At 50.5% G+C, this 26,380-nt stretch carries 19 protein-coding genes; 4 read left to right on the top strand and 15 right to left on the bottom strand.

Annotated features, from left to right (window positions below; translation table 11 throughout):
- Window positions 1-37: 37 nt before the first annotated feature.
- Window positions 38-946, bottom strand: coding sequence for a class I SAM-dependent methyltransferase (locus tag ACHZB8_RS20370; RefSeq protein ID WP_316863014.1), 909 nt, complete (start codon window positions 944-946; stop codon window positions 38-40).
- 624 nt (window positions 947-1,570) lie between these two features.
- Between ACHZB8_RS20370 and ACHZB8_RS20365 the strand changes: the two genes are divergently transcribed.
- Complete coding sequence (locus ACHZB8_RS20365; RefSeq protein ID WP_316863012.1) at window positions 1,571-4,501, top strand: hypothetical protein; 2,931 nt, start codon at window positions 1,571-1,573, stop codon at window positions 4,499-4,501.
- Window positions 4,502-4,686: 185 nt separating this feature from the next.
- Here ACHZB8_RS20365 and ACHZB8_RS20360 read toward each other — a convergent pair whose 3' ends face one another.
- The 5 genes from ACHZB8_RS20360 to ACHZB8_RS20340 form a co-directional block, all read right to left on the bottom strand.
- On the bottom strand, window positions 4,687-5,493 hold the full coding sequence (locus ACHZB8_RS20360; RefSeq protein ID WP_316863010.1) for an SDR family oxidoreductase: 807 nt from the start codon (window positions 5,491-5,493) through the stop codon (window positions 4,687-4,689).
- 91 nt (window positions 5,494-5,584) lie between these two features.
- The gene (locus tag ACHZB8_RS20355; protein ID WP_316863008.1) at window positions 5,585-6,499 is read right to left on the bottom strand and encodes an aldo/keto reductase; all 915 of its coding nucleotides are present in this window, start codon (window positions 6,497-6,499) and stop codon (window positions 5,585-5,587) included.
- Window positions 6,496-7,200 (bottom strand): cytidylyltransferase domain-containing protein, encoded by a 705-nt coding sequence (locus tag ACHZB8_RS20350; RefSeq protein WP_316863006.1) that lies wholly within the window; start codon window positions 7,198-7,200, stop codon window positions 6,496-6,498. The genes ACHZB8_RS20355 and ACHZB8_RS20350 overlap by 4 nt, the downstream gene beginning before the upstream one ends.
- Window positions 7,157-8,953 (bottom strand): hypothetical protein, encoded by a 1,797-nt coding sequence (locus ACHZB8_RS20345; protein ID WP_316863004.1) that lies wholly within the window; start codon window positions 8,951-8,953, stop codon window positions 7,157-7,159. Before ACHZB8_RS20345 ends, ACHZB8_RS20350 begins: the two co-directional genes overlap by 44 nt.
- Before the next feature lie 217 nt (window positions 8,954-9,170).
- Entirely contained in the window at window positions 9,171-9,926 is a 756-nt protein-coding gene (locus ACHZB8_RS20340) for a hypothetical protein (RefSeq protein ID WP_316863003.1), read from the bottom strand.
- Window positions 9,927-11,085: 1,159 nt separating this feature from the next.
- Here ACHZB8_RS20340 and galE point away from each other — a divergent pair.
- Both galE and ACHZB8_RS20330 read left to right on the top strand, forming a co-directional pair.
- Window positions 11,086-12,099, top strand: coding sequence for a UDP-glucose 4-epimerase GalE (gene galE / locus ACHZB8_RS20335; protein ID WP_316863002.1), 1,014 nt, complete (start codon window positions 11,086-11,088; stop codon window positions 12,097-12,099).
- A gap of 348 nt (window positions 12,100-12,447) precedes the next feature.
- Window positions 12,448-13,404: a class I SAM-dependent methyltransferase gene (locus ACHZB8_RS20330; RefSeq protein WP_316863000.1), complete on the top strand. Its 957-nt coding sequence runs from the start codon at window positions 12,448-12,450 to the stop codon at window positions 13,402-13,404.
- A 253-nt stretch (window positions 13,405-13,657) separates the two neighbouring features.
- On the opposite strand, the gene ACHZB8_RS20325 is transcribed toward ACHZB8_RS20330, so the two are convergent.
- From ACHZB8_RS20325 to ACHZB8_RS20285, 9 genes are all read right to left on the bottom strand, one after another.
- Entirely contained in the window at window positions 13,658-14,869 is a 1,212-nt protein-coding gene (locus tag ACHZB8_RS20325; RefSeq protein WP_316862998.1) for a glycosyltransferase family 4 protein, read from the bottom strand.
- A gap of 54 nt (window positions 14,870-14,923) precedes the next feature.
- Entirely contained in the window at window positions 14,924-16,009 is a 1,086-nt protein-coding gene (locus ACHZB8_RS20320; RefSeq protein ID WP_316862996.1) for a glycosyltransferase, read from the bottom strand.
- A 59-nt stretch (window positions 16,010-16,068) separates the two neighbouring features.
- Window positions 16,069-16,344: a hypothetical protein gene (locus tag ACHZB8_RS20315; protein ID WP_316862995.1), complete on the bottom strand. Its 276-nt coding sequence runs from the start codon at window positions 16,342-16,344 to the stop codon at window positions 16,069-16,071.
- A gap of 231 nt (window positions 16,345-16,575) precedes the next feature.
- Complete coding sequence (locus tag ACHZB8_RS20310) at window positions 16,576-17,694, bottom strand: DegT/DnrJ/EryC1/StrS family aminotransferase (protein ID WP_316862994.1); 1,119 nt, start codon at window positions 17,692-17,694, stop codon at window positions 16,576-16,578.
- Window positions 17,695-17,705: 11 nt separating this feature from the next.
- On the bottom strand, window positions 17,706-18,275 hold the full coding sequence (locus ACHZB8_RS20305) for an acyltransferase (RefSeq protein WP_316862993.1): 570 nt from the start codon (window positions 18,273-18,275) through the stop codon (window positions 17,706-17,708).
- Window positions 18,272-19,219, bottom strand: a complete 948-nt coding sequence (locus tag ACHZB8_RS20300) for a Gfo/Idh/MocA family oxidoreductase (RefSeq protein ID WP_316862992.1) — start codon at window positions 19,217-19,219, stop codon at window positions 18,272-18,274. The genes ACHZB8_RS20305 and ACHZB8_RS20300 overlap by 4 nt, the downstream gene beginning before the upstream one ends.
- A gap of 41 nt (window positions 19,220-19,260) precedes the next feature.
- Window positions 19,261-20,556 (bottom strand): nucleotide sugar dehydrogenase, encoded by a 1,296-nt coding sequence (locus ACHZB8_RS20295; protein ID WP_316862990.1) that lies wholly within the window; start codon window positions 20,554-20,556, stop codon window positions 19,261-19,263.
- Between the two features lie 387 nt (window positions 20,557-20,943).
- Window positions 20,944-22,803: a [FeFe] hydrogenase, group A gene (locus tag ACHZB8_RS20290; RefSeq protein WP_316862988.1), complete on the bottom strand. Its 1,860-nt coding sequence runs from the start codon at window positions 22,801-22,803 to the stop codon at window positions 20,944-20,946.
- A gap of 3 nt (window positions 22,804-22,806) precedes the next feature.
- The gene (locus tag ACHZB8_RS20285; protein ID WP_316862987.1) at window positions 22,807-24,804 is read right to left on the bottom strand and encodes an FAD-dependent oxidoreductase; all 1,998 of its coding nucleotides are present in this window, start codon (window positions 24,802-24,804) and stop codon (window positions 22,807-22,809) included.
- A gap of 563 nt (window positions 24,805-25,367) precedes the next feature.
- On the opposite strand from ACHZB8_RS20285, the gene ACHZB8_RS20280 reads away from it, so the two are divergent.
- Window positions 25,368-26,378, top strand: a complete 1,011-nt coding sequence (locus ACHZB8_RS20280) for a PhnD/SsuA/transferrin family substrate-binding protein (RefSeq protein ID WP_316862986.1) — start codon at window positions 25,368-25,370, stop codon at window positions 26,376-26,378.
- Window positions 26,379-26,380: the final 2 nt, after the last annotated feature.

Here is a 26,380-nt window from a genome sequence, read left to right as displayed (position 1 = left end):
GATACACAATCGGCAAGCCTGTTCACGCTATGCAGCATCAAAAATGAGCAGTTGCCAGAATACCATTTTGCCCTTTCAATATAGGGATATTCTCGAATATTGGGAAAATCAGACCCGTATCTTTGGATGCGAAGAAGCTGTCTTTTCGCTCAAGCACGAAATTCGTGCCAGGCACGCTAAATGTCGGCTTTTCTTTTGAGACCATGCCGTCTGCCTGGGGTGGTTCAATGACATAACAAGCTGTCGGGTTGAGTGGATTGCTGACATTTTTAATCGGGATGATATCCAGCACCCGACCTCCAAGGGCCTCAGCGGTGGCTTCCATTCCCTTGATATAGCCCAAACGCTGCATCCTCTCTTTGCCTTCTTGAGTGTTCAACTCGTAAGAAGGTTCAAAAAGAACGAGCTTGCGTTTGGCAACTCTGAAAAGCTCTTTCAGCAGCTGTGAAAGATTATCTCCATTTGGTTCCAGCGCGTGGCTGGATATAATGACATCTACGCTCTTGGAATGAAGCGGTATTTCTTTCATGTCAGAAACAAAAGTCTGCAAGGGAACGTCATTCTTGCGGTTGTTTTCATGAAAAAATGCCTCTCCCTTCTTGAGTCTAGACCAGCTTATATCAAAAGCGAGCACCTGAGAGGGCGAAAACTTGTTTGCTTCGAGAATTAATGACAGCGTCGTCAATTCTCCAGTTCCGACATCTAGAAGAGAGTCTCCCTCGCAAGCATGCTTGCCAATCAATTCTGCCAACTCATTCGTATACAGTTTTGCTTTTTCGAAATTTGACTTGACGAACTCGACATAACTGCCAGCTTGTAAATCGTATGATATTTCAATTATTTCTGAGTTGTTTACAGTTTCTCCGTATTTGGCTCGCAAATACTCTGTAACATTCTCGCCCCGTTCATAGACATTCCTGGCTTCTAGTACATCTATAAAATTCATTGGTTTTCCCTACAGGTTTCTGCCGTTTCAAACGCGTCAAAATATCGGCTGGATTCTGAGCCCATTTGATTTTCCACGGTCGGCCTTTGCACGCAATCATTGTCGTAGAACTATAAAGCGGGCATCAAGATTTCAACTCATTTTTCCAGACCGATAAATATTTCTAGCAACGATGAATTTGTCGAGCCAGGTGCTGCGACCTGCCCAATGCGACAAGGCATGCTGTTGCAGCTTGCAGCCTCAAACCGAAGAATACGACCGACGCACTCGAAAATTTCGATATCTTGCTGCTTTCCTTGCCCCTTGCCCCCTGAAAAATCGCACAAAAACTTGACTTAATATCGATCCAGCTTTTGAGCGCGCGGGAAACGGCACAACACGATCAATGCATCACAAAGTAGTATTTTAAATAAATACAAACTAAAATTGTAGTTTTCATTGGCAAAACATTTGTTTATTCATGACAAGCTAAATAGTTATTGAGAAATGTACACCAATCTCTAAAATAAAACGACCAAATATATTATTCGTCTATTGCCCTATGGCCTGCAAAACCATAATCATGGCAGAACACAACGTTCTTATGAGAATAATCGAACCGGATCGATGAACTGGGACTGGTCAATGTCGGATACAAGTAATTCCTACTCAGAGTTTTATCAGGATTTTGATGAGCCCGAAGTGCGCACACCGTTGTGGGACGTTTTTCGGACCATCTGGGAGGCTGAGCGCAAGTTCAATCTCGTCTTTCGGCAGGACTTGGGCGTTCATGTCTGGGCTGCCAACCGGGTTCGTTTCTATTATGATTTGTCAAAGGCACTTGGATTATACGATCAACAGGCGGCCCCTCAAGCGGAGGTGCCTAGTCGGTACGACTATGAGGAAGGGGGGAACCCGTTTTCGGAAGCAGATATTTACATCGAAAGCGGAGCCCTTGGCCCGAGTGCCAAAAACCGTGCCAGAGAGTATGGATGTGTTTACACAGAACGGTTCATCAAGCCTCTTCTGGAGCGAAACAAGAAGATTCTTCTTCTGCACGATGATCCGGATCGTCTTGTTCAGCACGAGAATTTGACGTCTATCACAACTGTCGAGCATAGCGGGCTGATGCGCTTTCTCGCGGGTAAGTGGCGTCTTCCCAAAACGGAATTGAACGAGGAAGCCATTGAATTCTGGAACTCGGTCAATGCTTTTTTTCAAAGTCAATTGGGTGTCGAGCTGAGAGATGCCGAAGGCTTTCACAAACTTATCCGGTCTTTCAAGCAGCAATTTGAATGGCAAAGCAATTTTTTGCGCATGGTCAATCCTAAGGCGATGATTCTTATGACGCATTATTTTCGCGGAGCGCAAATAGATGCTGCGAGAAAACTGAAAATAAGATCATTTGATTATCAGCATGGACTAAACAGTCGCTTTCATCTCGGCTATGGCTATCCCAATGTCGCGGAGGAGCATCGCACTCCCCCCTATTTTCCAGACGAGTATCTGTGTTGGGGACCCGTTTGGGCGCCAGAGAAGTGGTTTCCAACCAAAAACTCCTTTGTCAGGAATTTGGGTTACTACAGCTCCTTCGATGCGCCAGATAAACAGGAAGATGCAAAGACAGCCCCTGTCGCGCAGAACGAAGATCGAGACCACACGATCCTGGTCGCCACATCCTGGGCCATGCAGACGATTTTCAGTCAGTTCGTCGAGGCGCTCGCACTCCGCAAACCATCAATGACGATTCTTGTCAAATGTCATCCGCGTGAAGATATTTCCGCCTATGAAGCGGCTTTGGGCAAGTTCTCAAATGTCAAGTTCTTGTCCGGTGATGTAGACATCCTCGCTGCCGCCCGAACCGCCAAATATGTTGTCAGCATCTGCTCCAGCTCACTTTTCGACTCTCTTCAGGAGGGATGTAAAATTGGTGCGATCCACTCTCAGGCTGTGGAATATATCGATGATTTCATCAAGCAATTTGATGTGCCCGTAATAACACAAGACGCTGGCAACATTGATCAGGCTCTGGCATTGATGGATAGTCAGTCCATTCCGGTGGAGTTGGTCCATCATCCTGTGACACAGAATGAATGGGAGTTTTTCTTTGACTCGCTGGAACTTGATGGCGCTTCTCTATTGCCACCGGTTCCAAAGAGCACTCCCCTTTTCCAGAAGAATGATCTTTCCAAAAAGGCAAAGAAATATAACGCAGACTTGCAGGCTCTCGAAGAGGCTGTTGAGAAAGACAAGCGCAAAATATTCTATCTCAAGGGACTGGAGAATTGGTTCTGGGCAACCAAGATGAGCCATTATCGGCGTACTCACCGTTTGGAATATGATAGATTACTGCGCACGGAGCTCGACACAATTCCAGAGAACAAACATTTCGAGGCGATCAAAACAGCCATATCGGAAGGCATGCCACTGGCTCGTTATCGGGTGACGCTTAATGATTTGCTGAAAAAGCGCATTCTGGAAGGTGACCGGGATGGAGCCAGGCAAATACTCAAACTGGTTTTTTCGGACACGTCCGATTCCAGCAAATCGTTTCGGGCTCATGTGTTTGAGCACTATGTTACGCATTTCAAAGAGACATCAAAAAGCAAAACCTATTATTGGAAGGAGGCGTTAGCGCTTTTTTCCTCTTTGTCGACAACAACGCGCAGGCTGGCCGACAGTTATCGTGACATCGCGACTGCGGCAAAGACGCAATATGCAGATTACAGAATCTCAGAATTTGAGCAGGGTGAACTTAAGCGGGAGATCTTGGACAAACTCCAGCGCCACGAGAATTTCACGATGCTGAGAATTGGCGATGGTGAAGTCTATGCATTCGATGTGGACTATGTTGCATCCGGAGTGCAGCAGGCTGATCGTGATCGGCGTGAGCGTCTGTGGTGGAGCCAAACCATGTCCGAAGACATACGGCAAAGGCTGAGACGGGATGCCGAGGACGCCTTCACCAGAGTGGATATGCTCGGGATTCCATCAATTTATCGTCTTATGCGGGATATGCCTCTGGCGATACATGCAACGGTGAACCCAATCGAGAATTGGCCGTCGACCATGAGAACGCATGTTATTCTTTATAAGGAACTTGATCGTCTGGCCAAATCGGGTCAACTGGATTGGAGCCAGAAAGTCCTGTTGGATGATCGATGCCATCAGGATCTGTTCATCTCAAAACACATGAAGGATTTTCATCAGGAAGGACGCTCGAATGTTCTTGTCAGCTGTTTCACCAAGGATGAAATCAATAAGTCTTTGGGATTTGAGATGTTCACAAATGACGTCCGACTGCCGCCTCACTCGATGGTGAAGGATAATGTGCAGAAAGACGAGATGGCCGCACAAGCCACGCCGCATCTTCTGGACAGCTTGCTTGAACAAATTGATGATTTGGCCTCGCTCGATCCGGTCTTCTATGTTGGTGGTGGTTTTGTTGGCAAGATCCTGATCGGGCGTATTGCGAAAAATGGGGGGACCGCTCTGGATATTGGAGCTTCTGCGGATTATTGGATGCAGGTCTTTACACGGGGCGAACTGGATTTCCTGCATTATGGTCGTCAATGAATGGTCATCAATGATCTGAGGCACACTGAATTGCGCCAAGACCTGATTATGCTTTGCTTTCCGACGGCGAGGTGAAGGCCGCATCATGAGCCTGTGATAAAAAGGGGAATGCACTTCACGTGCAGTTTCCGGCTACTTGATAGGCCCCAGCGGAGAGCAAAACTGCGATACATCCAGAACGATCACTATATGGCAGTCCAACCACCATCTATGGGTACATTGATCCCAGTCACATAGCTGGCATCGCTTCTGAGCAAAAACCGAACGGCGGGATAGACTTCCGCCGCCTGCCCAATGCGTTTCAATGGCACGCGTGTTTCCAGATTGCTTATAAATTGTGGCAATTCTGTCTGAACCTGTCCCGTCGGAAAAGGGCCGGGACTGATGGCATTGACCCGAATATTCCTGTTCGCCAGATTGACTGCAAGATATCGCGTCAATTGAATGAGCCCGGCCTTCGTTGCACCATATTGTATTGGATTCACCGCCACCCCATCCGGATAAAGGCCCGGGTCGGGACTGACCATCCCGTACATCGAGGCGACATTGACGACCGATTTTGGCAGATGCGGAGAGAGTTCCGAAAATCGGTAGACCAAGTGAGCAACGGCACCGATGTTGGTGCGAGCTACCTGCGTGAAGAGATCGGCAATGGTTTCTGATGTATCAGATGCCTGACCAGCGTAGGCATTGTTCACCATTCCATCAAATCGCAATCCGCGTCGCTCAACCTCCGAATGACTGTCCGCCAGAAGCGTGTCGATCTGGGCACAATCACTCACATCTCCGGCGGCTATCAGGCAGTCATGGCCGGATCGCTCCAAGTCCTCTGCAACGGCCTCGAGCTTTCTGCCATTGCGACCATTCAAGATCGGCACGCCGCCATCTCTGGCGATTCCTTCAACGATTGCTCTTCCCAAATGCCCGGCCGCACCGGATACGAAAATTGCAGAACCGTAAAGAGGAAGAGAAGAGGAGCTTGAATTATCCATGGCAAACCAACCGACAGAAAAAGAATTTCGTAGACAAAATACCGGCTCAAACTATCAAAACCGAAATGGCCGTTCAAACCCAAATATCGGGTCAAGACCATTTTGCGGGATCAAGGAAACTGACCGGCAACCGTGGACGGGAAGCACGTATCCAATTCATGTCTTCAACAGAAAATGGTCCCTTGTTCCAAATCGAAACCAATTGTTCGATTTGAGCAGGAGAATCCGCCCCAACCACAATCGCATCGGCCCATTCCAAACCGCGTGCAAATCTCAGGCATAGCTCAATCAGATCACCACCAGCCAAGCGATCGGCCGCTTGCTTGAGAAACGCGCGAACCTGGCCTTCGTCATAGGGGTCTGGCGTTGTCGGAAAAACCACTCTTTCATCCAGAGTTAGCAAGCCCTGAAGAAAAACGCTTCGGACCTCAATCCGCTTGTTGCTTTGAATAAGCGCATGCCTGTAAGGGGCTTCGTCATACCGCCAGTCGAGCAAATTGCAGGCCAGTTGGATCGCCTCGACATCCGCTGTTTTTAACGCTTCCTGCATCTCTGCCGGAGACTGGACAGAAGCGCCCAGCACGCCGATCTTGCCAGCTGCCTTCAGTTTTTGAAGGCACGCCCAGATGAGGCCATCGTCCTGAGCGTAATTGCACCATCGATGCAACAGAACCTGAGGAAGCCGTCGAAGCCTGAGTTTCTGGCAGGACGTCTCGATATCCTTGGTCACGAGAGCATCGATGGCCTGTCCCATCGCCTCGGAATAGGGCGGTGTCTTGGTGGAGGCACATAACAGAGACCCATCATTCAAGGCAGCGATGAAGTCGCCGATGCGATCTTCGCTGTTGCCATAGGCTGCGGCGCTATCGAGCCTTGTGATGCCAGCCTCCATTGCCTTGCCAAGAATAAGCTGGCTGAAAGCATGGTCTGGTTCGTGTCTCTTGATTGCAGTTCCATAGGCCATGCCGAGATTGGCTGTGCCCAGGACGAGTTCTTTGGCTGTCATTGACTTCGAACCGGAAACTGAAGGGAAGGATGATCACTGGCCTTGAATGACGCGACAATCTTTGCCAACGCATCCTTTCCATTGCCAAATGTCTTCATGATCGCCCAAACCTTGTGAAACTGGTCCAGATTGTCGACCGTCAGAGACAAATTTTCATCAGACAAGGGAGCCGACGGGACAAGCTTTATCGCTCCGGGTAACTGCGCGAGCCCCGAAGTCGTATGTTCTTTTCCGATGCCGGGTAACGAAGACAGATTATTTGTCAGGGCCTTCATGTCTATCAATTCGCCTGCTGTGCCATAAACAACCTTGTCAAGATCGTGCACGATATAGGGGCATGACGGATTGGCCATCTTCGCCTTGATCATGTCATCGATAAAAGCGGGTTCCGTGTAAGGATTGTCAGCGGTTACTCTTATCACGCAGTCTGATCCGAATTCAGAGGCGCAATCAATGAAGCGTTGTCGAACATCCTCCAAAGACCCGCGAAACGATTTGACCCCCAATCGCGTGGCGTGATCAGCAATCATCGCATCTTCCGGATTTGTGGACGTTGCAATGACGATGTCCGACGGGCTCTGGACCATCTGGCACCGCTCGACAACACGTTGAAGCAGTGATGCTCCCCCCAGATCGAGAAGGGCTTTGGCGGGTAACCTAGATGAGCTCAGTCGGCACTGAATCACGATCAAGGGTTTCATGAAATGCTCCTGTAAAACGGCTTTCATTCACAACAAACAGATCTGCAAGCGTTTCAGCATTCATGTCTTCCGACAATCCGTCATATTGTGGTGCATGGCTGGGATTGATGTAACACCTGCGCCCGAAATGCTGCAAAAAAGCAATTCTGTCTTTGATGATACTGTGATCAGGCCGCCATCCGTTGATGATTTTTCCGAAGGCTTCGCCAAGGGTCTCCAGGTTAGCCACTGGCAACACAATTCCTTCGGTGGAATACCAGGTTGGTGCCAGGCATATTGCCGGAATGCCAGCAAGACTCGCCTCCCAACCAACCGTCCCGGTCAGAGTACACACGGCCTTTGCAGACTTTATCAAGGGTCTTGACGGCACGGAGGTCGGCACAAGGGTGGTTCTGGGTAGATTTTGGATCTGATCATAATACCCGTCCCAACGCCCAAGTTCGCCTTCTGTTTGCCAAAGAAACTGCGAGGGATGCTCTTTGACCAGCAAATGCCAGTCTTCAGGCATGGCTTCGCGTATCATTTGCAGCGCAAACAATTGATCAGACAAGATACCCGCTTCCGGGCTCGTGGTTCGCTCCGGCTGATACTGCAATGCATAAAATACGTATGGGGTTTCTTTGAAATCGTCGAAGTTGAAATCTTGCGTCAACGCTTCATACTGAGCCGCCCAACGCTGCTTGGTCAAAAGAGACCAGTCCCGATAGTGATAATGATTGACCCATGAAATATTGGGGCGCCCAAATCCCCGACTGGTCCAGGCAAAAGCCCGAGCCAGTTCCAAGGAATGCTTTTCCTGAAACTTTCTGGAAAAGGCATCAACCAGATGCGGCTCAGGCTCTTCTAGGACAGGCTGCGGTACAGGCGCGTCAACAGAGGGGGACGCGCCTCCCCGTTTCAGCCGACTGAAAAGGCCTGAGCCTTTTGGAGCAGGCTCTTGATGAGTGATCTCGCTCGGCGCCGCCTTTGCCTTCTTTGCAATCACGATTTTCTGTGGCGGTTTGTGAAAATCGACGTGGCCATAGTCATAGAGACCGGACTCTATAATCTCTTGCGCAGTGGTATAATATTTTTCATGCTTCATATTCCGCTCATTTTGAGCGGTGACATACCATGGTGTGTTGTCGGACTGGTCGTCCAGAAGCTTCGCCAATTCCTTGTCATTGTCATCCCAGATGTCGTGATCAGCTTCAGGTGGCAGGTCATTTACGGGCCAAGCAGCGACATCATCGAACACCAACTGATATCCGCGAAATCCCGTCAGGTGCTGATAACGGATCGATCTTCCAAGCAACTTGAAAGCGGTATAGAAAGCGAAATCAGCGACGCAATGCGGCGAAGAAGCCAGCACGAAGACTTGCAAATCCAGTCCCTTGACGACACGGAACGCATAATTCAGACGATTCAGATAGAAATTGAACTGCTGATCCGGTCTGATCGAGTTATCCAGGACATGTCTGGCCGTTATTTCCAGCCCCTGGCGCAAAAGCAGACCATTGGAAACCAGAAGGCCGGGATCAATGACTGGCAATGTTTCAAGCTCTACGGGATCGTTCACGCCCAGATTGGCGTCCGTAAAATCCTGCGTGATGACATCTGGAAAAAAGGACTTCACATCGGCTTCAAGACCCGGCTGGGTGATCCAGTAGGTCGGTTCCCAGCCAAGACGCTCTTTCAGCTTCAAGGCCAGCTGCGGCAGTTCCGGCAACCTTCCGATAGAATACATGGCGTTGACTGATGATTGCAATTGCATAGCCCTCCCTGAAAAAGCGCACGCATAAAGCAACCGCCGAAATCTCTGGCTGGGTATCCAGTTCTAGGTTGTCTGGAGTGCATTCGTGATAACCGATTTTCCCTGACAAGACATAGAGAGAAATCCAAATGCTGTAAAGGCCTGCCGCCTCTGCCTCTAGGGAAAAGATGGACGGAAACCCAGGACCTTCAGTTGGCATCACGAAAAGCCGCTGTCTCTATTCCTTTTTGGTTAAATTATTGGCGTCAATGATATATTGCAATTTGTCGGTATCCCGGCGCAGATCCAGAAGTGCCGTGAATTCCCGGCTTAGTTCCTTGCCCAGGCCAACGGTTTGGCGCAGCGCAACAATGAAGAGAATGAGCAGACTGGCTCTCGTTGCGTCCATCTCCATCTCGCTGGAAAACAGATAGAAAATGACCGCGACAAGGACCAGCGCTCCCAGGAAATTATCAAAATGAAGCTTGAGATTGCGCGAATAGCGGCGGTTTTCAAGCGAGTCGACATAACGTTTGCGTTCTGTAATGTCTTCAGAAAAGAGGCGTTTGTTCTTCACGCCTTCCGTTTGACTATCGAAAACATAGCCATCTCTGATTTGTCTGTTTTCCTCGGTGGCCTTCAAATTTGAGCGCCTTGACAAGACCTGAAATGCAATCTGCAACAACAGTAGAGGGGCAAGGAACACCGCAAGAATTGGAGAGAAGAAAAAGATCAGGAACATCATGATCGAGATGTAAATGAGCGCATCCAGACACTTCAAGACACTTTGAGTAATAATGGTGACCCGTTCTATCAGGAACAGGTCTTCACCCATGGCGGCATCCTCGCCAAACTTGCTGCTGTTCGCATTGATGCGCTTGTTCAAAGTGGTGGTCAGTCTCTCCGTCAACAGGAACGCAACCCAGTCGACAATGTTGACGATGACGATGAGGGCAACGACGATATAGGCCAAATGAGCATACTCGACCGTCATTCCAGATCCGTAATGATGAAGTATTCTATTGAAAAGCTTCAGCAACAAATCCGGACGTATTGCAGACACAACCGCTTTCAGCGTAATCGCAAAGTTCAGAATTATGATGACCCGACCAATAACTCTCAGAAAAACAAGACATGAAATCAAAAGAATATTGTTTTTGATGATGACCGTATTGATAAAGGAGATAATCAGATTGGCGTGAAAGAATGAAAAATGATCAGGAGTGAAATTACTCACGATCTTGTTGATTCTTTCCGAAATCGCAAAATTTTTCTTTTCGCTTTGATTATTTATGCTCATCTTATCTCCACTCAAAGATCTTTAGCATGACTGTTGGCCACAAGATCAAACGTCTATTTTGCAACCCTATTCAAAGGCAAGCTTACCAAACAAAAAGCTTTACCTGGAATTCAAATCAAGGGTTGCCAGTGTCCTATGCTGTGGGAGCTTACCTTCATTCTACCATCATTTAAATCTGTAAGCACAATTGGCAAAGGCCTTCTTGCCAAATGGCCAAAATCGGTTGCTATAGAATGTCGAGGCTGGAAGAAAACCAACCTTCAAAGCAGAGCCTCCAATGCATCGTTTTTGTGGCGTAATTATGTTGTTTCTGGCCAGACGAAGTCTCCTTACAATTGACGCAGACATTTTGCAACAACAAGTGGTCAACGCGAAACTGCTTGCACGGGGAACCACTCCTCGCAGGACACAACCAAACTCAGGGCGCTGTGGGCCAAAAGCCAATGTTCAAGAAAGGCTTCACATGACCCGGATATGGACCAGAGGCAAACAGGATTCCATTAGAAATATTCAGCTAGCCTCAATGCAATCACAGGAGTAGGCTGTGATTTAGGGAAAAGTCAGCACCAAGATTGTTAATTGGACATGCATGACTAATAAGTTGTAAAACCCTGTCAGAAACCAGATGCAGGCGTCACTCAATGCCAGCCGATATTCTGGAGCGACCTCACTCGGTTGCAATTTGTTTCATAGTCATACGAAAGGAAAACCTAAAAGAACCAAAGGCTAATAGCATCAAAATGAATATGCTTGCCGGCAGATCGTCAAGGAAACCATGACAGATCTCAATTGCTCTACACATTTGAAATTTATTTTACATTGGCAATGATCGACGGATGAAAGGAAGTCCCCTTTGAGTTCAAGAGTTTTTTTAACTGGTGGCGCAGGATATATTGGCAGCCATACTTGTCTTGAGCTTCTGATTTCAGGCTATGATGTCACCATATTCGATAATTTTAGCAATAGTCATATCGAGGCAGTGAAACGGGTCGAAGCGATAGCAGGTAAAAAAGTGGCTTTGATCAAGGGAGACATTCGATACCACGAAAAAGTTGCCCAAGCCCTGCGAGAGAGCAAAAGTCAGGCTGTCATCCATTTTGCAGGTCTGAAAGCGGTCGGGGAATCTGTCGAGAACCCACTCGTTTATTTTGACAATAATCTGGCTGGCTCACTGTCCCTGCTTCAAGCAATGAGAGAAGTTGGACTGAAAACGCTCATTTTCAGTTCTTCGGCAACCGTTTATGGAGAGCCGCAATATCTGCCGATCGATGAGAAGCATCCTCTGTCTGTCACAAATCCTTATGGCCGCACCAAACTCATGATCGAGGATATCCTGCGCGATATTTCCAGCTCGGATGAAGACTGGTCCATCGGAATATTGCGCTATTTCAATCCGGTGGGAGCGCATGACAGCGGCAGAATTGGAGAAAACCCGATTGGTGTGCCGAATAATCTGGTTCCCTACATTACGCAGGTGATGGCAGGGCGTCTCGAAAAACTCAGAATATGGGGCAATGATTATCCGACCCCCGATGGAACGGGCGTTCGGGATTACATTCACGTGATGGATTTGGCACGCGGTCATGTCAAGGCTTTGGAGCAAATCTCGGACCATCGCTGTCTGGCGCTCAATCTTGGCACGGGCATTGGGTACAGTGTTCTGGATATCGTCAACACATTTGCCGATGTTTGTGGGCAAGCCGTCCCATTTGACATGTACCCACGTCGTGCCGGTGATATAGCCACATGCTACGCCGATCCAAAACGCGCAAAAGACCTGCTAGGCTGGACTGCTGAGAGGGACCTCAAACAAATGTGTTCCGACCATTGGCGCTGGCAACAGAGGAACCCCAATGGATATCTTTAGGGCCAGATATTCAACCTGCTGGATGTCGGTTGCAAGCAGAAGAACCGCGACCAAAGCGGATCATTGCAGACGAGACTATTGGAGCAGAAAAGGAACACTGTGCTCGTCGACCGGGCTCTTTGAATCATATTATTTCATTGGATGCAGATGAGCTCATCTGGGCATGTCTGATCCATTCAATAATAGACTTCAGTTGCCAACATCCACCCAAATCCGGCTTTCTGGCTTCTGTCATCGTAACCAGCAATAAATTAGGATGAGAACATTTTTTCATGGACAGTGTATGCCACATTTAATACGGATACTGCATCCAATATTTAGAATTCGTTTCTGGAGCGGAATTTAGTCATGAGTGTACTGAAACAGATTTTTGCGACCTTCAGCCCAAATGAAAAAGAAAGACTCTCGAAAATTGATGAGTATAATGAGAGGAACTCGCTTTGGTCGGTAAATATTGATGAAAGCAACACGCTTCGGAATCAGGAATATTATGAAGATCCCGCTGTTGTGGATGCTTATGATATAGTTGGATATATAAAAGGTGAGCACCATCGGAAATCTAGCTCATATCTCAACAGCCACTCATTTGAATTGATTGAATTGGCGCGTTCCCTGGGAGCCAAAAAATTCCTGGATGTCGGCTGCGGCGCAGGTTTTCTACGCTATGCTCTTCAGGAGTATTACGAGCACCCTGTTGAGCGATATGTTGGCGTGGATATTTCTTCTGAACAGATCCGCAGAGCCAAATCACGCTTCAATGATGATTTTCGTGTCGGGCATGCAGCTGACATCACCAGTTCATTCATTAGAGAGTTTGACATAGTACACATCCACAGTGTTCTTAACTTCATGAGCCCAGAGAAGCAATTGCAATTCTTGAAAAACATGCTTCAGAGTGGAGTGCCAACAATAATCCGTTTTACCGCAACAGAACAAAGTGTCGAGTATTGCCCGACACACTCATTTAAGAATCTTGGAAACTCTGAAATTGAGGGAAAGAAAGTTCTGTCGCAGATCGGGTTCTGCATTCTTGATGACGTGCAAAAGCTGGTAAGAAAATCGAAAAAATACCAAATGACCACGAAGCCAACCGAGTTTTCTGTAGCGCCTGTATACAATTCTACCGCCCATGACGGTGCGATAATGATAGACCCGAACGTTCTGAAAGCAAACTCGGCAGCTTCCAGAAAGAAATATGGGGTTACAACTCTGCTCAAAGCGCATAGCTGCACAATTTGGCCCAAAGGAATTTCATTGCCGGAAGCCAGTGTCCCGAGCTACTTGCAGAAACTGCTCGAGGATTGACAACTCGGGAGTGTTTTCTCTCATTTGCCATGATTATCAAGACTGGCAGTCTGAATCTGGCCAACTGACTGTCCATGCCACTTTCAAATGGCAGGGCGTAGATCAGCCTTGTTGCCAAGAGAAATTTCGCCATCCGTTTTTCGCCGCACAACAAAAAGGAAAATACGCCCCGACGAGAATGCCTCCTTACAGTCAAAAGCCGACCTGCCATTGATTGAAGCGAACGCATCTTTGGTGGGGTGGGGAAAGCACGCTAGATTTTCGTGTTCTGGTCTGGAAAGAGAACGTCTTCCAGCTTCTCGGCCAGTGTTTCATAACTCAACTGCGTAACAGCCGAATGGCGCCCATTCTCGCCCATCTCCCGGCGCTCTTGCTCTGAAAGGGCTTTCATAGCCAGGATGGCCTCTGCAAGCGCATCGGAATTGCCCGCGGGCACAGTCATCCCGGCATTGAATCCCTCAACCAGATCAGCCCGGCCTGAATAGCAATTCAGGATTGGTTTGCCTGCAAGAAGATATTCCGGAACTTTGTTGGCAGAAATGCCAAAGCGATAGAGAGGGGAATCATGCCAGGAAATGACACTGGCATCAAAGCGCGACAGCAAGGTGGGGATTTGTCGCTTGGGAAGAAATGGCAGGGTCAGAATGTTGCCATCTCGGCCCGTTTTTGCAGGGTCCCGTTCTCCTGCAAAAATGAAGAGAATATCGTCATGAGTGGCAAGTTTGCTCGCCGCTTCCTTGATCGTTCCGATAGCATTTGCCGTGCCCAGAGATCCGGCATAACCGATTGTGAACATGCCACGGGGGATTTGCCGGTCAATTTTATCGCTCAGTGGCTCGGCTTTTTCCCACTCCTCAACATCGACCCCGTTCGGTATCCATGTGAATTTGTGAGGATCTAGCCCGTTCATGACAAAATGCTCAATCGCATTGGGCATGCTGGACGTCACGGCATCGGACAGTCTGTAGGCCTTTTTCTCGACGTGCAGCATCCACTGGATGATCGGGTTTATGCGGGATATGCCTCCAAGCTCCATCAAGGTCAAGGGCCAGATATCGCGGACGTCAAAAACGAGGCGGGCACCGGTGCGTCTTGCCAATTTGCAAGCGCCAGAGAAAGGTAGCAGGGACGGCGAAGAATAAAGGATGACATCCGGCTTTGGTGAGATCGTCGGATAGAGCTTGCCAAGCTTGCGATCGAACAGGATCCAGTTCAGAACACGCTTTTTGGAATGGGCGTGGTCATAATTCAGCAGTGGTATGCGAACAAGCTGGTAGCCTTCGCATGTCTCGGTTTCGGGCAGGGGCCGCGGCAGGTTGGAATTCAGGAGATGGTGATGCTGTTCTCCGATCACAACGACCTGATAGCCGCGTTTGGCAAGCGCCTTGGACAGATAATGGAACCGGCCTCCATATCCTGTTTCAGGCGTTGAGGCATATTGATTGATAATCCAGATTGTTTTCATGGGTATCCTGTGCCTCTGGCAAAAACTTCTGGCGGAGACCAAAACCGGTGCTGATCAAGACTTGACCGAAGACGTCTCCAACAGGGGAGCGGATGCGATGGCGTCCAATACCGGACGCGCATTCTTCTCAAACCGGTACATCTCCCGAAAAGCCGAATTGTCCTGCTTTCGCTCCCCGGCGCGGATTTGCATCATCATCTTGTTAATCGCCTTGGCAAGCGCATCCGAGTCGTTCGGGATGCAGGTTTCGCCAAGTTGATGCTGGTCGATCATTTTCTTGATTTCACGCGTGTTGGAAGCCACGATTGGCAGGTCCGCAAAGGCACACTCAAACAACTTGTTTGGCAGAGCCAAATCGTATGAAAGCGTTGCAGGAATGAGCGGTATGACGCCGAGATCAGCTGTGCTGATGAATGGCACCACCTCAACGGGATTGACCGGATCCACAAGATGAACCCGTCCCTCCAGTCCGCCCTGCTCAATCAATTGACCCACGATGCTCCGGAACTGGTCATTGATGCGCCCAACAATTGCAAGATGTGCATTCTGAGGAATGTCACGCATCGCGGTCAGGACGGTTTCCACGCCGCGATTGACGGTCACATTGCCCACGACGACCATGAGGAAAAGATCTTCTGTTCGTGTGTCCATTGGAATGTGGTCGCGTACAGTGCAATCCTGTGCCGATTTTCCCCATCGTTCGAAGACACTGGGGCGCACATTCTCCTCCTCTATGGGGGCATTGTAGACAACAGCGGGCAGTGGGACCCCATAATGCTCTTCAAGATATTCCCCGATCATGCCGCCAACTGTCGACACAAGATCACATTTCGGAAGATGTGTCTTTTCATACGCTTCCATCCAGCGTTTGCGGGATGGTGACATGGGAGGATTGCGATGTGTTTCAAGTTCGTGGCTGTCAAAGATCAGATAGGAGCCGAGTTCGTCCTTGATCTTGCTACCAAGTCTCAAGGTCTGCCAGTCATGACACTGGATGATATCGGGTTGCCAATCCCGCAGCTCCTCTTCAAAGGTCAGTTCAAATGCCGTAGCTTGCTCCCGGTAATAGTAGACACGCACCAACCTGTTCAAAAGATGAGCGTTGAACTTCAGGACTTTGTAGAAAAAGGATCTGATCATCAGCATGTGGTCCGGGACAGGTGTGTCGTCTTGTTAGCTCATTCCGACACGGTCGCATCTTATCTGGTTTTTGAAAAAAAGAGCGTCTTTAAAAGCGATTTTGCCTTCAACTTCAAAAATGTTCTCGGGCTAATTTCTTTTCGTATGAATGTGATGCCGTCAATTTCTTCGCGCGCCGGGATCTGGCCTTGATGCCGACAAAAAAGTCTCACATCGTGCCCCTCTGCCGCCATGAGCTTTGCCCACTTAATCACACGATAATCAGGATTGCAGGGATTGGGCAACAGAATGGCGATACGTTTCGCTCTGCTCTGCCCTTCTGGTTGAGGCATCATTCAAATTCCAGTCTTTGCGTATCGAACTGCCAACACTCGGGGAGGCAACTTCAACAGGCACATGCATACCTCAGAAGTTGTATCAGCAAATTGCCCGGCATTTCAACGATGGCGATCAACTTTCCAAGGCACGTTGGCGCGTCTTGGAAAATCTTCGCAGTGATGTTTAAATTGCGGTTTATCTCAGGAACGTGACCAAACCAGCATTTGTCTGGTTTGGATGATTTTGTATCAGATTGCTTTTCTGAGCCCTGCGATGATTTGATCCTGGGTCATTTCGTCCAGATATGGATGCATTGGAATGGAAAAGACCTGATCTGCCAGCGTTGCAGAGATTGCCAGACCGTCAGGATCTCCCGGATAGTTCATGTAGGCTTTCTGCATATGCAGCGGTTTGGGATAGTAGATGGCTGACGGAATGTCGTTGCGGGACAATGTATCCATGATTGCGGTGCGATGGTCTGCGTCCCGGGCCTTGAGCGTATATTGCGCCCAAACCGAGCGATAGCCTTCGGCAACGACAGGCACCTCAATGACGTCCCTGAGCGCTGCGTCATATCGCTCTGCTACGGCCTGCCTTTTCTCGATCTCCTGCGGATAGACGCTGAGCTTTGCCAGCAATATGGCAGCTTGCAAGGTATCAAGTCGCGAATTCAGGCCAAGACGGACATTTTCATATTTGTGATGGCCCTTGCCATGCACGCGCAGCGAACGGATCATGTCCGCCCAGTCGTCATTGTCGGTAAACAGCGCACCGCCATCACCGTAGCAGCCAAGTGGTTTTGCCGGAAAAAAGGAGGTTGTCGATATATCACCGATGCTGCCGGAAACGCGACCCTTGTAACTGGCCCCGAAGCCCTGAGCGCTGTCGGCAATGACAATCATGCCTTCGGCCCTGGCGATGTCTCCAAGCCTGTCATAATCGGCAGACAGGCCAAACAGATCGACCGGAATGACGGCCGCTGGGCGAAGCCCCATCTTGCGCGCAGCGTCCACGCTTCTGGCAAGGCTGTCGGCATCCATGTTGAAACTGTCCGCACAGACATCAACAAAAAAGGGCGTCGCCCCGACCATCGGAACGATTTCTGCTGTGGAGGCAAACGTGAAAGACGGGACAAAAACCGCGTCACCCGCTCCGATTTCGGCTGCCATCAGCGCCAGTTGAAGCGCGTCCGTACCATTGGCGCAGGTCAGCGAATGCTTTGCGCCACAAAAATCCGAGAGGGCTGTCTCAAGTTCCCCGATCTCCGGCCCCATGATATAGTTGCCGTGAGAAAGAACCCGCGCCATGCGCTCATCCAGCAAGGATTTGATGTGGTCCTGTTGCGCACCCAGATCGATAAATTGCATCTGATTTTCTCCTAAGCGACAAGCTCAAGCGCTCCGTTCACTTCTCTATAGAGCTCTCCGGTTCTGGGACATTTCAAATCCTCTCCCAGGCGTTCGCCGGATCGCGATACCCAGCCGATCCGTCTGGCTGGAACCCCGGCGACGAGCGCATAGTCCGGCACATCTTTTGTCACAACGGCTCCGGCCGCAACCATGCAATAGGCACCAAGCTGGTTGCCGCAAACAATCGTTGCGTTGGCCCCGATCGTTGCCCCGCGCTTGACCAGTGTTTCACTGAATTCACTCTTGCGCTCCACATGCGCACGCGGTGTCGTAACATTCGTGAAGACACAGGACGGGCCGCAGAAAACATCCTCTTCAAGCCGGATGCCGCGATAGAGCGCGACATTGTTCTGGATCTTGCATCCATTGCCAATCGTCACGTCCGGACCGACCATGACATTCTGTCCCAAAACACAATTCTCGCCAATCACCGTGTTGGCCAGAACATGGACAAAATGCCAGATCCTGGTGCCCTTGCCGATCTCGCAAGGCTGGTCGACATAGGCGCTTTCATGGACAAAGGAGGCCGCGTTGCTCATGACTTGATGATTTTCTGCAAATCGGGATGCTGTTCACCTCGAGACAATTCAATCGGCGCAGTCCGGATGCCGCTCACCAGCTCAATGGAAGGGCGGACAGCCTCAAGCCCATAGCCCCGGCCGCCCAGAATTTCCTGATAGCTGACCGTATGCAGATCGGTAAAGCCTGAAGAGAATTCGATCTCCTTGCCATCAACCGTGATCGAGCGATGGGTCGTCTGGCCTGCCGGTGTGTGGTCGGGCAAATGATTGCGGTTGATCGAAAGCACCCAGCGAACCCGAGCACGCTCCAGCTCGATATAGCCTGCGGTCGCGTCCTCTCCACGATAATGCACAACGCTGCTGCGCACTTTGCCGAAGATGAAGCTCAGCATGTCATAGAAATGAACGCCAATATTGGTCGCAACACCCCCGGACTTGTGTGGGAAGCCTTTCCAGGACGCATGATACCAGGCCCCGCGCGAGGTGAAATAGCCAAGGTCAATATCATAGACCTTGTCTTTCGGACCGGCCTCAACCTGCTTTTTCAAATCAAGAATGGCGCGATGATGGCGCAACTGCAAAATGGAATAGACCCGTTTGCCCGTTTCCTTCTCAAGCCTCTCAAGATCGTCAATGTCGGAAGGATTGAGAACCAGTGGCTTCTCGCAGATCGCATCCGCTCCAGCGCGAAGCGCAAAGCCAATATGGGACTTGTGCAGATAGTTCGGAGAACAAATGCTCACATAGTCAATCTTGTCTCCCGCAACCTGACGGGCATGACAATAGGTATCAAACTGTTCGAATTCGGTAAAAAAGGCAGCATCAGGGAAATGGCTGTCCATGATACCCACGCTATCATTGATATCATAGGCAACCTGAAGATTGCCGCCAACCTCTTTGATAGCCTTAAGATGGCGGGGGGCAATATACCCCGCAGCACCAATCAAGGCGAAATTTGTCATCTATTCGTTTCCTGTCTCTATCCTCGGGATCATCCGGCCGATCAGGCCCTGACGACCTCGCTGTCATTCCTGAACTTGCCTCTGGTATCGACAATCAGCTTCGCATGCTTCTTGATCATCTCGTAATCAAAGGCATTGTGATCCGTCAGAAGCAGTACCGCATCATAGTCCGCAACCGTTTCCGGTGACAGATCAACTGAGGTCAGGTCAAACCGGTGTTCTCTCATCTTCGGAAAAACGGGAACGTTGGGATCGGAATAGCTGATGTCGGCTCCCCAATCGCGCAAAATCTCCATCACGAATACCGAAGGGCTTTCGCGCATGTCATCCACATCACGCTTGTAGGCAATCCCGAGAGCAAGAACCTTGGCTCCCTTCAGCGGCTTGCCGGCTTCATTCAGGGCCTTGACGGTCTTGTCGACCACATACTGAGGCATCGCCGCGTTGATTTCTCCCGCAAGCTCGATGAAACGGGTATGGATCCCGAATTCACGGGCCTTCCAGGTCAGGTAAAACGGATCAATCGGAATGCAGTGGCCTCCAATCCCGGGGCCAGGATAATAGGCGGTAAAGCCAAACGGCTTGGTTTTGGCCGCGTCGATGATCTCGAAAATATCAAGGCCCATCGCGTCCGCAATCACCTTCATCTCATTGACAAGACCAATATTGATCGAGCGATGGATGTTTTCGAGCAGCTTGACCATTTCTGCCGCATCGGTGGAACTGATCGGAACAACATGGTCGATGAATGTGCCATAAAGCTGTAGGCCGGCCTCAAGGCAGTGCGGGCTGTGTCCGCCAACAACCTTCGGGATCGTTCTGGTATGAAAATTCGGGTTGCCCGGATCTTCGCGCTCCGGGGAATAGACAAGATAGCAATCCTTGCCAACCTCAAGACCTGCTTTCGAAAAATAGGGAAGCAAAACTTCCTTCGTCGTGCCCGGCCAGGTCGTGCTCTCAAGCGAAAGCAATTGACCCTTGCGCAGATAAGGCGCAATCGAATCCATCGTCTCGACAACAAACGAAAGATCCGGCTCCCGTGACTTGTCAAGTGGCGTCGGAACGCAAATGATCAGGGCATCACATTCACTCGATCGGGAAAAATCCGTCGTCGCTTCAAAACCCGCTTCAAGCATCTGCGATATACTGGCATCAGGTATATGCTTGATCGGACTCTTGCCGCTGTTCAGATCGTCCGCGCGCTTCTCCAGAATATCAAAACCAAGAACCCGTAAACCAACCTCCGATATCCGGTGCGCAAGCGGGATCCCGACATAGCCAAGACCCAATATCCCAACCTTGGCTGCTTTCGTCGCAATCAATTCTGAAAAATCCATCTTTTCGATCTCTTATTTCTTAAACTATCCCAATCAAACTGCGTCTTTGCTAGCACTCTAAACCATAACTGTCCAGTTGATCTAAAACAAAATCAACCGAATTGACCGGCAAGAATCTTCGCTTTTTTGCCTTTCTCGATGACCTGGATAAGTGCTCCATAAAGGGGAACAATCAGTTAAATGCAATCATAGATTGTTTATAAAGCTATCTGCCTGACGCAAATGGTTTGTGGAAGAAACCCTGCTTGTTGCAATGTTTCTTGTGCTGGAATGATTGTATTGGCTGCAAACAATGAGGCGGGTATTGAAGAGGGGTAACGGGGCGTTTCCCGGGAAGAGAGCCGCGGGGCGGATGCCCCGCAGCAAGTGTCGCAAGTCGAGAGAGGCTTAGTAGAGCATCGTACTCATTGTGATATCTGCCCAGATTTCACTCACTGTGTGCTGAAGCTCGCGGCGGCGGTCTTCATAATGGGTGTGAAGCAAGTGATGGGCCTTGTCCGAGTTCGGTTCGCCAAGGAAGTCGCGATAGAGAGCCTGAACCTGTTCGTTCTTGTGCGACTGGCGGACATTTTTCTGTCTGTCAACGTTATAGATGGTCTCGCGTCTTGCCATCGCCAGCGGCAGGTAGGCCTTTTTGGACCGCAAGGACCCGCCGCCATCTACACAGCCGCCAGGACATGCCATGACTTCGATGAAGTCGAAATCCACGTCACCGTTGCGAACAGCTTCTACCAGTTTGCGGGTGTCTCCAAGTCCGTGGACCATGGCGACCTTCACTTCACCGATCGGGCCGCCGAGATCGACCGTTGCGGATCGGACACCCTCAAAGCCGCGAAGCTGGGTCAGTTCGATTGCATCAAGTTCCTTGCCGTTGACGACGGCGTAGATGGTGCGTACCGCTGCTTCCATGACGCCGCCTGTGGTGCCGAAAATGGCGCCAGCACCGGAATATTCACTCATGAATGGATCGTCGAATGTCGATGGCTTGATGTCCTTGAGATCGATCCCTACCCGACGCAGGAGACGGGCAAATTCACGGGTTGTCAGAACCACGTCCGTGTCCTGTCTGCCAAAATGGCCAAGCTGCTGGCGGGCGGCTTCATCCTTTTTGGCGATGCAGGGCATGATGGAGATGACACGGATTTTTTCCGGATCAATATTGTGTTTTTCCGGCAGATAGCTCTTGGCTATGGTCGAGAGAACCTGCTGGGGGGACTTGGTGGAAGAAAGCATCGGCAGAATGTCGGGATAGTGCGTTTCTGCCAGATTGATCCATGCCGGGCAACAGGACGTGAAGGTCGGTTTCTTGCCTTCCTTCAGGCGGCCGAGCAATTCGGTGCCTTCTTCCATGATCACCACATCGGCGGCGAAGTTGGTATCGAGTACGATGTCGATGCCGATCTTGCGACAGGCGGCGATGATGTGGCCTTCCACATTGGTGCCGGCTGGCATACCGAATTCCTCACCGAACGCGACGCGTACAGCGGGGGCAAACTGGACAACGGTGGTGATGTCCGGATCGCAGATATAGTCAAGGGCCTTGTCGGTTTCGTCACGTTCGCCGAGCGCGCCGGTCGGGCAGACCAGAACACATTGGCCGCAAGAAACGCAAATGTTGCTCAATGGGTCATGGCCATCGCGCAGGGCAACAACGCGGTCGATGCCCGTACCCTCGATGACCAGCGCATCGATGCCCTGATGATAGCGGCAGATGGCGACGCAACGCTGACAGCGGATGCAGCGACGCATGTCGCGGCTCATGGCTGTCGTGGCAACCTCGGCGACGCGGGATTCGGCAAAGGCGCGATCAAAGAAGCGGTTTTCCTTGAGCCCGACATATTGGGCCACGTCCTGCAATTCGCAATCGCCATGGCGGATGCAGGTTGCACAATCCTGCAAATGGTCGGCCATGAGAAGTTCAACCTGCAACCGTTGCATTTGACGTGCTTTCTGGCTGCGGGTCTGAACATTCATGCCTTCCAGGACAGGTGTGTTACAGGAGGTGACAATCTGGGTTTCCTCATGTCCCGACTGGGCAATTTCAACGACGCAGACTCGACAGGTGCCGGGAATATGGTCGATGTCATCCAGCTCGCAAAGAGTGGGGATATAGATGTCGTGCCTTCGTGCGCAGGACAGAATGGTCTCATTGTCAAACGCGGTACATTTCTTGCCATTGATGGTCAAGTTGATGGTAGCCTCGGCGGGATCGCGTCCGGCATAGCTGATTGGCTCATTTGTGCACATGGCTCAGGCGGCTCCTTCCGGGATGGCGTGTTGGGTAATGACGGAATAAAGACGATAGCAGCGCATGCAGCGCTGGGCTTCGGCGTAAGCTTCCGCCTTGCTGATCGTCTGTTCGACTTCTCCAAACATTTTCTTGCGCAGTTCCGGATCAAGTTCCGGGTTGTGGACGCGGTATTCGTTGCGAACCGGAGCTTCGACCACATCATTTGCCAGGAATGCATTGTCGTTAATGAGTTCTCTCATGCGAGAGCGTTTGAAGAAGCGCGGCGTTCCGACCTGAATCCAGTCGTCAATACTGCGGGCAGCCTTGAGGCCCGCCGACATGGCGTAAATCAGGGTCGAAGGGCCCGTCACGCAGTCGCCGCCGGCAAAGACGCCGGGTCGCGAAGTGGTCAGGGACTTGTCCGCTTCCACACAACGCCATTTGTTGAAGTCGATGCCTTCATTGGAGATTTCGGCCTGATTTTCCACCTGTTGGCCAATCGCTGCGATAACCGTGGTGCAGGGCATCACGAATTCCGTTCCCGGGATGGGCCTGACGTTGCGTCTGCCTGACTCGTCAGGTTCCGTTTCTTCCATCCTGATAAGCTCGATTCCCGTGATCTTGCCGTTTTCCATGATGATCTTGGTTGGATTGCACAGCGTGTGGAATTCGATGTCTTCGTGATCCGCCGCTTCGATTTCCTCGCGGTCGGCGGGCATGGCGTCGCGTGTGCGGCGATAGATCAGATGGGTTTTTTGTGCGCCGAGACGAACCGCAGAACGGACGCAATCCATCGCAACGTTGCCGCCGCCAACAACAACGACATCGCCTTCGAGATTGAGTTTCTCGATGCCGTCAACATGGTCATGGACCTTCAGCAGGAAGTCGATGCCGGTATAGTAACCCTGGCGGGATTTGTCCTCGCCTTCCAGACCGAGCATCGTGCCTTCCTGGCAGCCAAGGCCAAGGAAGACCGCCTTGTAGCCACGGGCGAAAAGATCATCGATGGTGAAGTCGGTGCCCAGCTGTTGGCCAAACATGAAACGACCGCCAAGATCGACGATGATGTCGGTTTCCATGGCCAACGTGTCTTTGGGCAGGCGATAGTTCGGGATGCCGATCTGGGCCATGCCTCCGGCCTGATCAAGTTTTTCAAAGATATCGACGTGATAGCCGTGCAGCAGCAGATGGTAGGCACAGGAAATGCCAGCCGGTCCCGCGCCGATGACTGCAACGCGCATGCCTTCGGCCAGCGGTTTTGCAATCATGTCTCTGGTGAATTTGAGAGCATTTGGCCCTTTTTGCTGATCGGCAACGAAGCGCTTGAGTGTCTTGATGCCGACGGCTTCGTCGACAAACTGGCGGCGGCAGGCTTCTTCGCAATAGCGTACGCAGACACGACCGCAAGTCGCGGCCATCGGATATTTCTGCAACAGCACGCCGAGTGAGTTTTCCGGTTTGCCGTCGCGAATATAGTCGATATAGCGCGGAACGTTGACTTTGGAAGGGCAGGCCTCGATGCATGGGGCAGTCATGTAGACCATGCCATGTTGGCCCCGGATTGGCATGTGGTTGGCGGTTTCACTTTCGATTTGATCGCGGAAATGCTTGATGACATCCACGAGTGCCGTCGCGCAGGTCTGGCCCAGACCGCATAGTGAGGTGGCTTGCATCTGCTCGCCGAGCATTGCGATCTCGTCGAAGTCGAGCGGCGAATCCAGTCCTCGTCTCATTTTGTCCAGAGCATCCCGAACAAGCACGGTTCCCATTCTGCACGGTGTGCAGGCGCCACATGACTGCTCGGCCGCCTTGTTCATGTAATGGAACAGAGCGTCGACAAGACTGACTGTTTCGTCAAAAACGAGAAACCCGCGATCGGCAAAAAAGGCTCTTATCGGGTTTCCATCATCAAATTCTTCAAAGTTTTTCAGTGTTTTGATTGGAGTATTGGTCGATGATATCGGCTGTCTTGAATCATGAACCACTCCATCCCATACACCATACACGACTTTAGCCACAGTGACCCCCATTTCGTGTTAATCGGTTCCCGTGACCCAAGGGCTTCTTTTTTCGACGCGCAATTTTCCCGTAATGCAAATATCCGCAGTTTTCTGATGGACATTTTGCTAGAAAAAGATTTCCCCCCGGTACACTCAGACTTCCTCGAGGGGCATGATCTACCTGAGGGGGCTAATTACTTTGCGCTAAATCAAAAGTATTATTTCCGGTGGGCTTGACAAATTTATGAATTTATTTGTCAAGAATTTTGCCATAGCTGTATTTTTTTTGTATAATTATATCGAAAAATCGTAATGTGTATATTTTACTTGAGGTTGGCGTACCGAGTCGAAATGTTTCCAGATCTATGAATGATAACCGAAGCGGATTGTTTGTTCATTTTTGTTTCGGAAGCGACAGAATGACGCATACGAATGTATAAATCATCATTGCTGGCAAACTTTGAACGATTATAAAGATTTCGACTCGTCAAACCATAGTAAAATGCAGATTGAAGCAAACAAATGCCTGACTGTAATTCTTGTAAGATATTGCAGTGCAGCAATTGGGGGAGAATGAGGCAGTGTCAATATCTTCACGTCACTTGATTGATCGTCGTTCCATGTTGCAATTCGGTTGCGCCCTGTGTGGGTTGGGTCTGTTTCCCGGCGCGGCGATGAGAGCGTTGGCGGCTGGTGATCCGCTGACCGTTTGGGGCATTCCTGCCTCTCCATCGGCGGTGTTCGCAAGGGCCGTCGCGTCGGGTCAGCTTGCCTCGAAGGTTCCAGACCTGAAATTCGATGTCTGGAAAAGCACCGACCAGATGCGGGCCGGGATTGCATCGGGAGATTTCAAGCTGTTTGCAACCTCAACCTATGCGGCAGCCAATTTCTTCAATCGCGGGGCGGGAACCGTCATGGTCAATGTGGTCACCTGGGGCGTGCTCTACCTCATGTCACGGGAAGAGGGATTGCACAGAATTGAAGATCTGGCGGGCAAAACGGTGCTGCTGTCCAACAAGAATGAAGCGCCGGATCTGCTGTTCCGCCTTGTCTTGAAATGGTCGGGGCTTGATCCTGACAAGGATGTCAAGCTTGACTATGTCGGCACGCCCGGTGAAGCGGTGCCGCTTTATCTCTCCGGTCGCGGGGACGTTGCGTTGTTGCATGAGCCTGCTTCCACGGCGGCTCTGATCAGGGCCGCCAAGGCAAAATTGCCGCTCTATCGTGCGATCGATATCACTGAAGTGTATGGTCGGCATACCGGGCGAGGAGCGAAGATTCCGCAGGTTGGTCTTGCGGTCAATCCCGAATTTCTTGACGCCAATCCCGACGTCGTTCGTGCTGTCCATGAGGCTTGCGTCGATGCCGGCCAATGGATCAAGCAGAACTGGGCCGAGGCAGGCAAGCTGGCCGCTCAAACACTGCCCTTACCTGCTCCGATCATTGAAAAGTCGTTGCCTTTCATTCATCTTGATGTCAAGTCGGCCAAGGAATCACGCGAAGATATCGAGTTGTATTTCGAGCATATCATGAGCCTTGATCCGGGCATCGTAGGAGGCAGGAAGCCAGATGAAGGCTTCTATTGGGGGTAGGC

It is taken from the genome of uncultured Cohaesibacter sp. (assembly GCF_963556055.3).
Taxonomy (GTDB): Bacteria; Pseudomonadota; Alphaproteobacteria; order Rhizobiales; family Cohaesibacteraceae; genus Cohaesibacter.
This window is presented reverse-complemented; position numbering and strand designations above follow the sequence as displayed.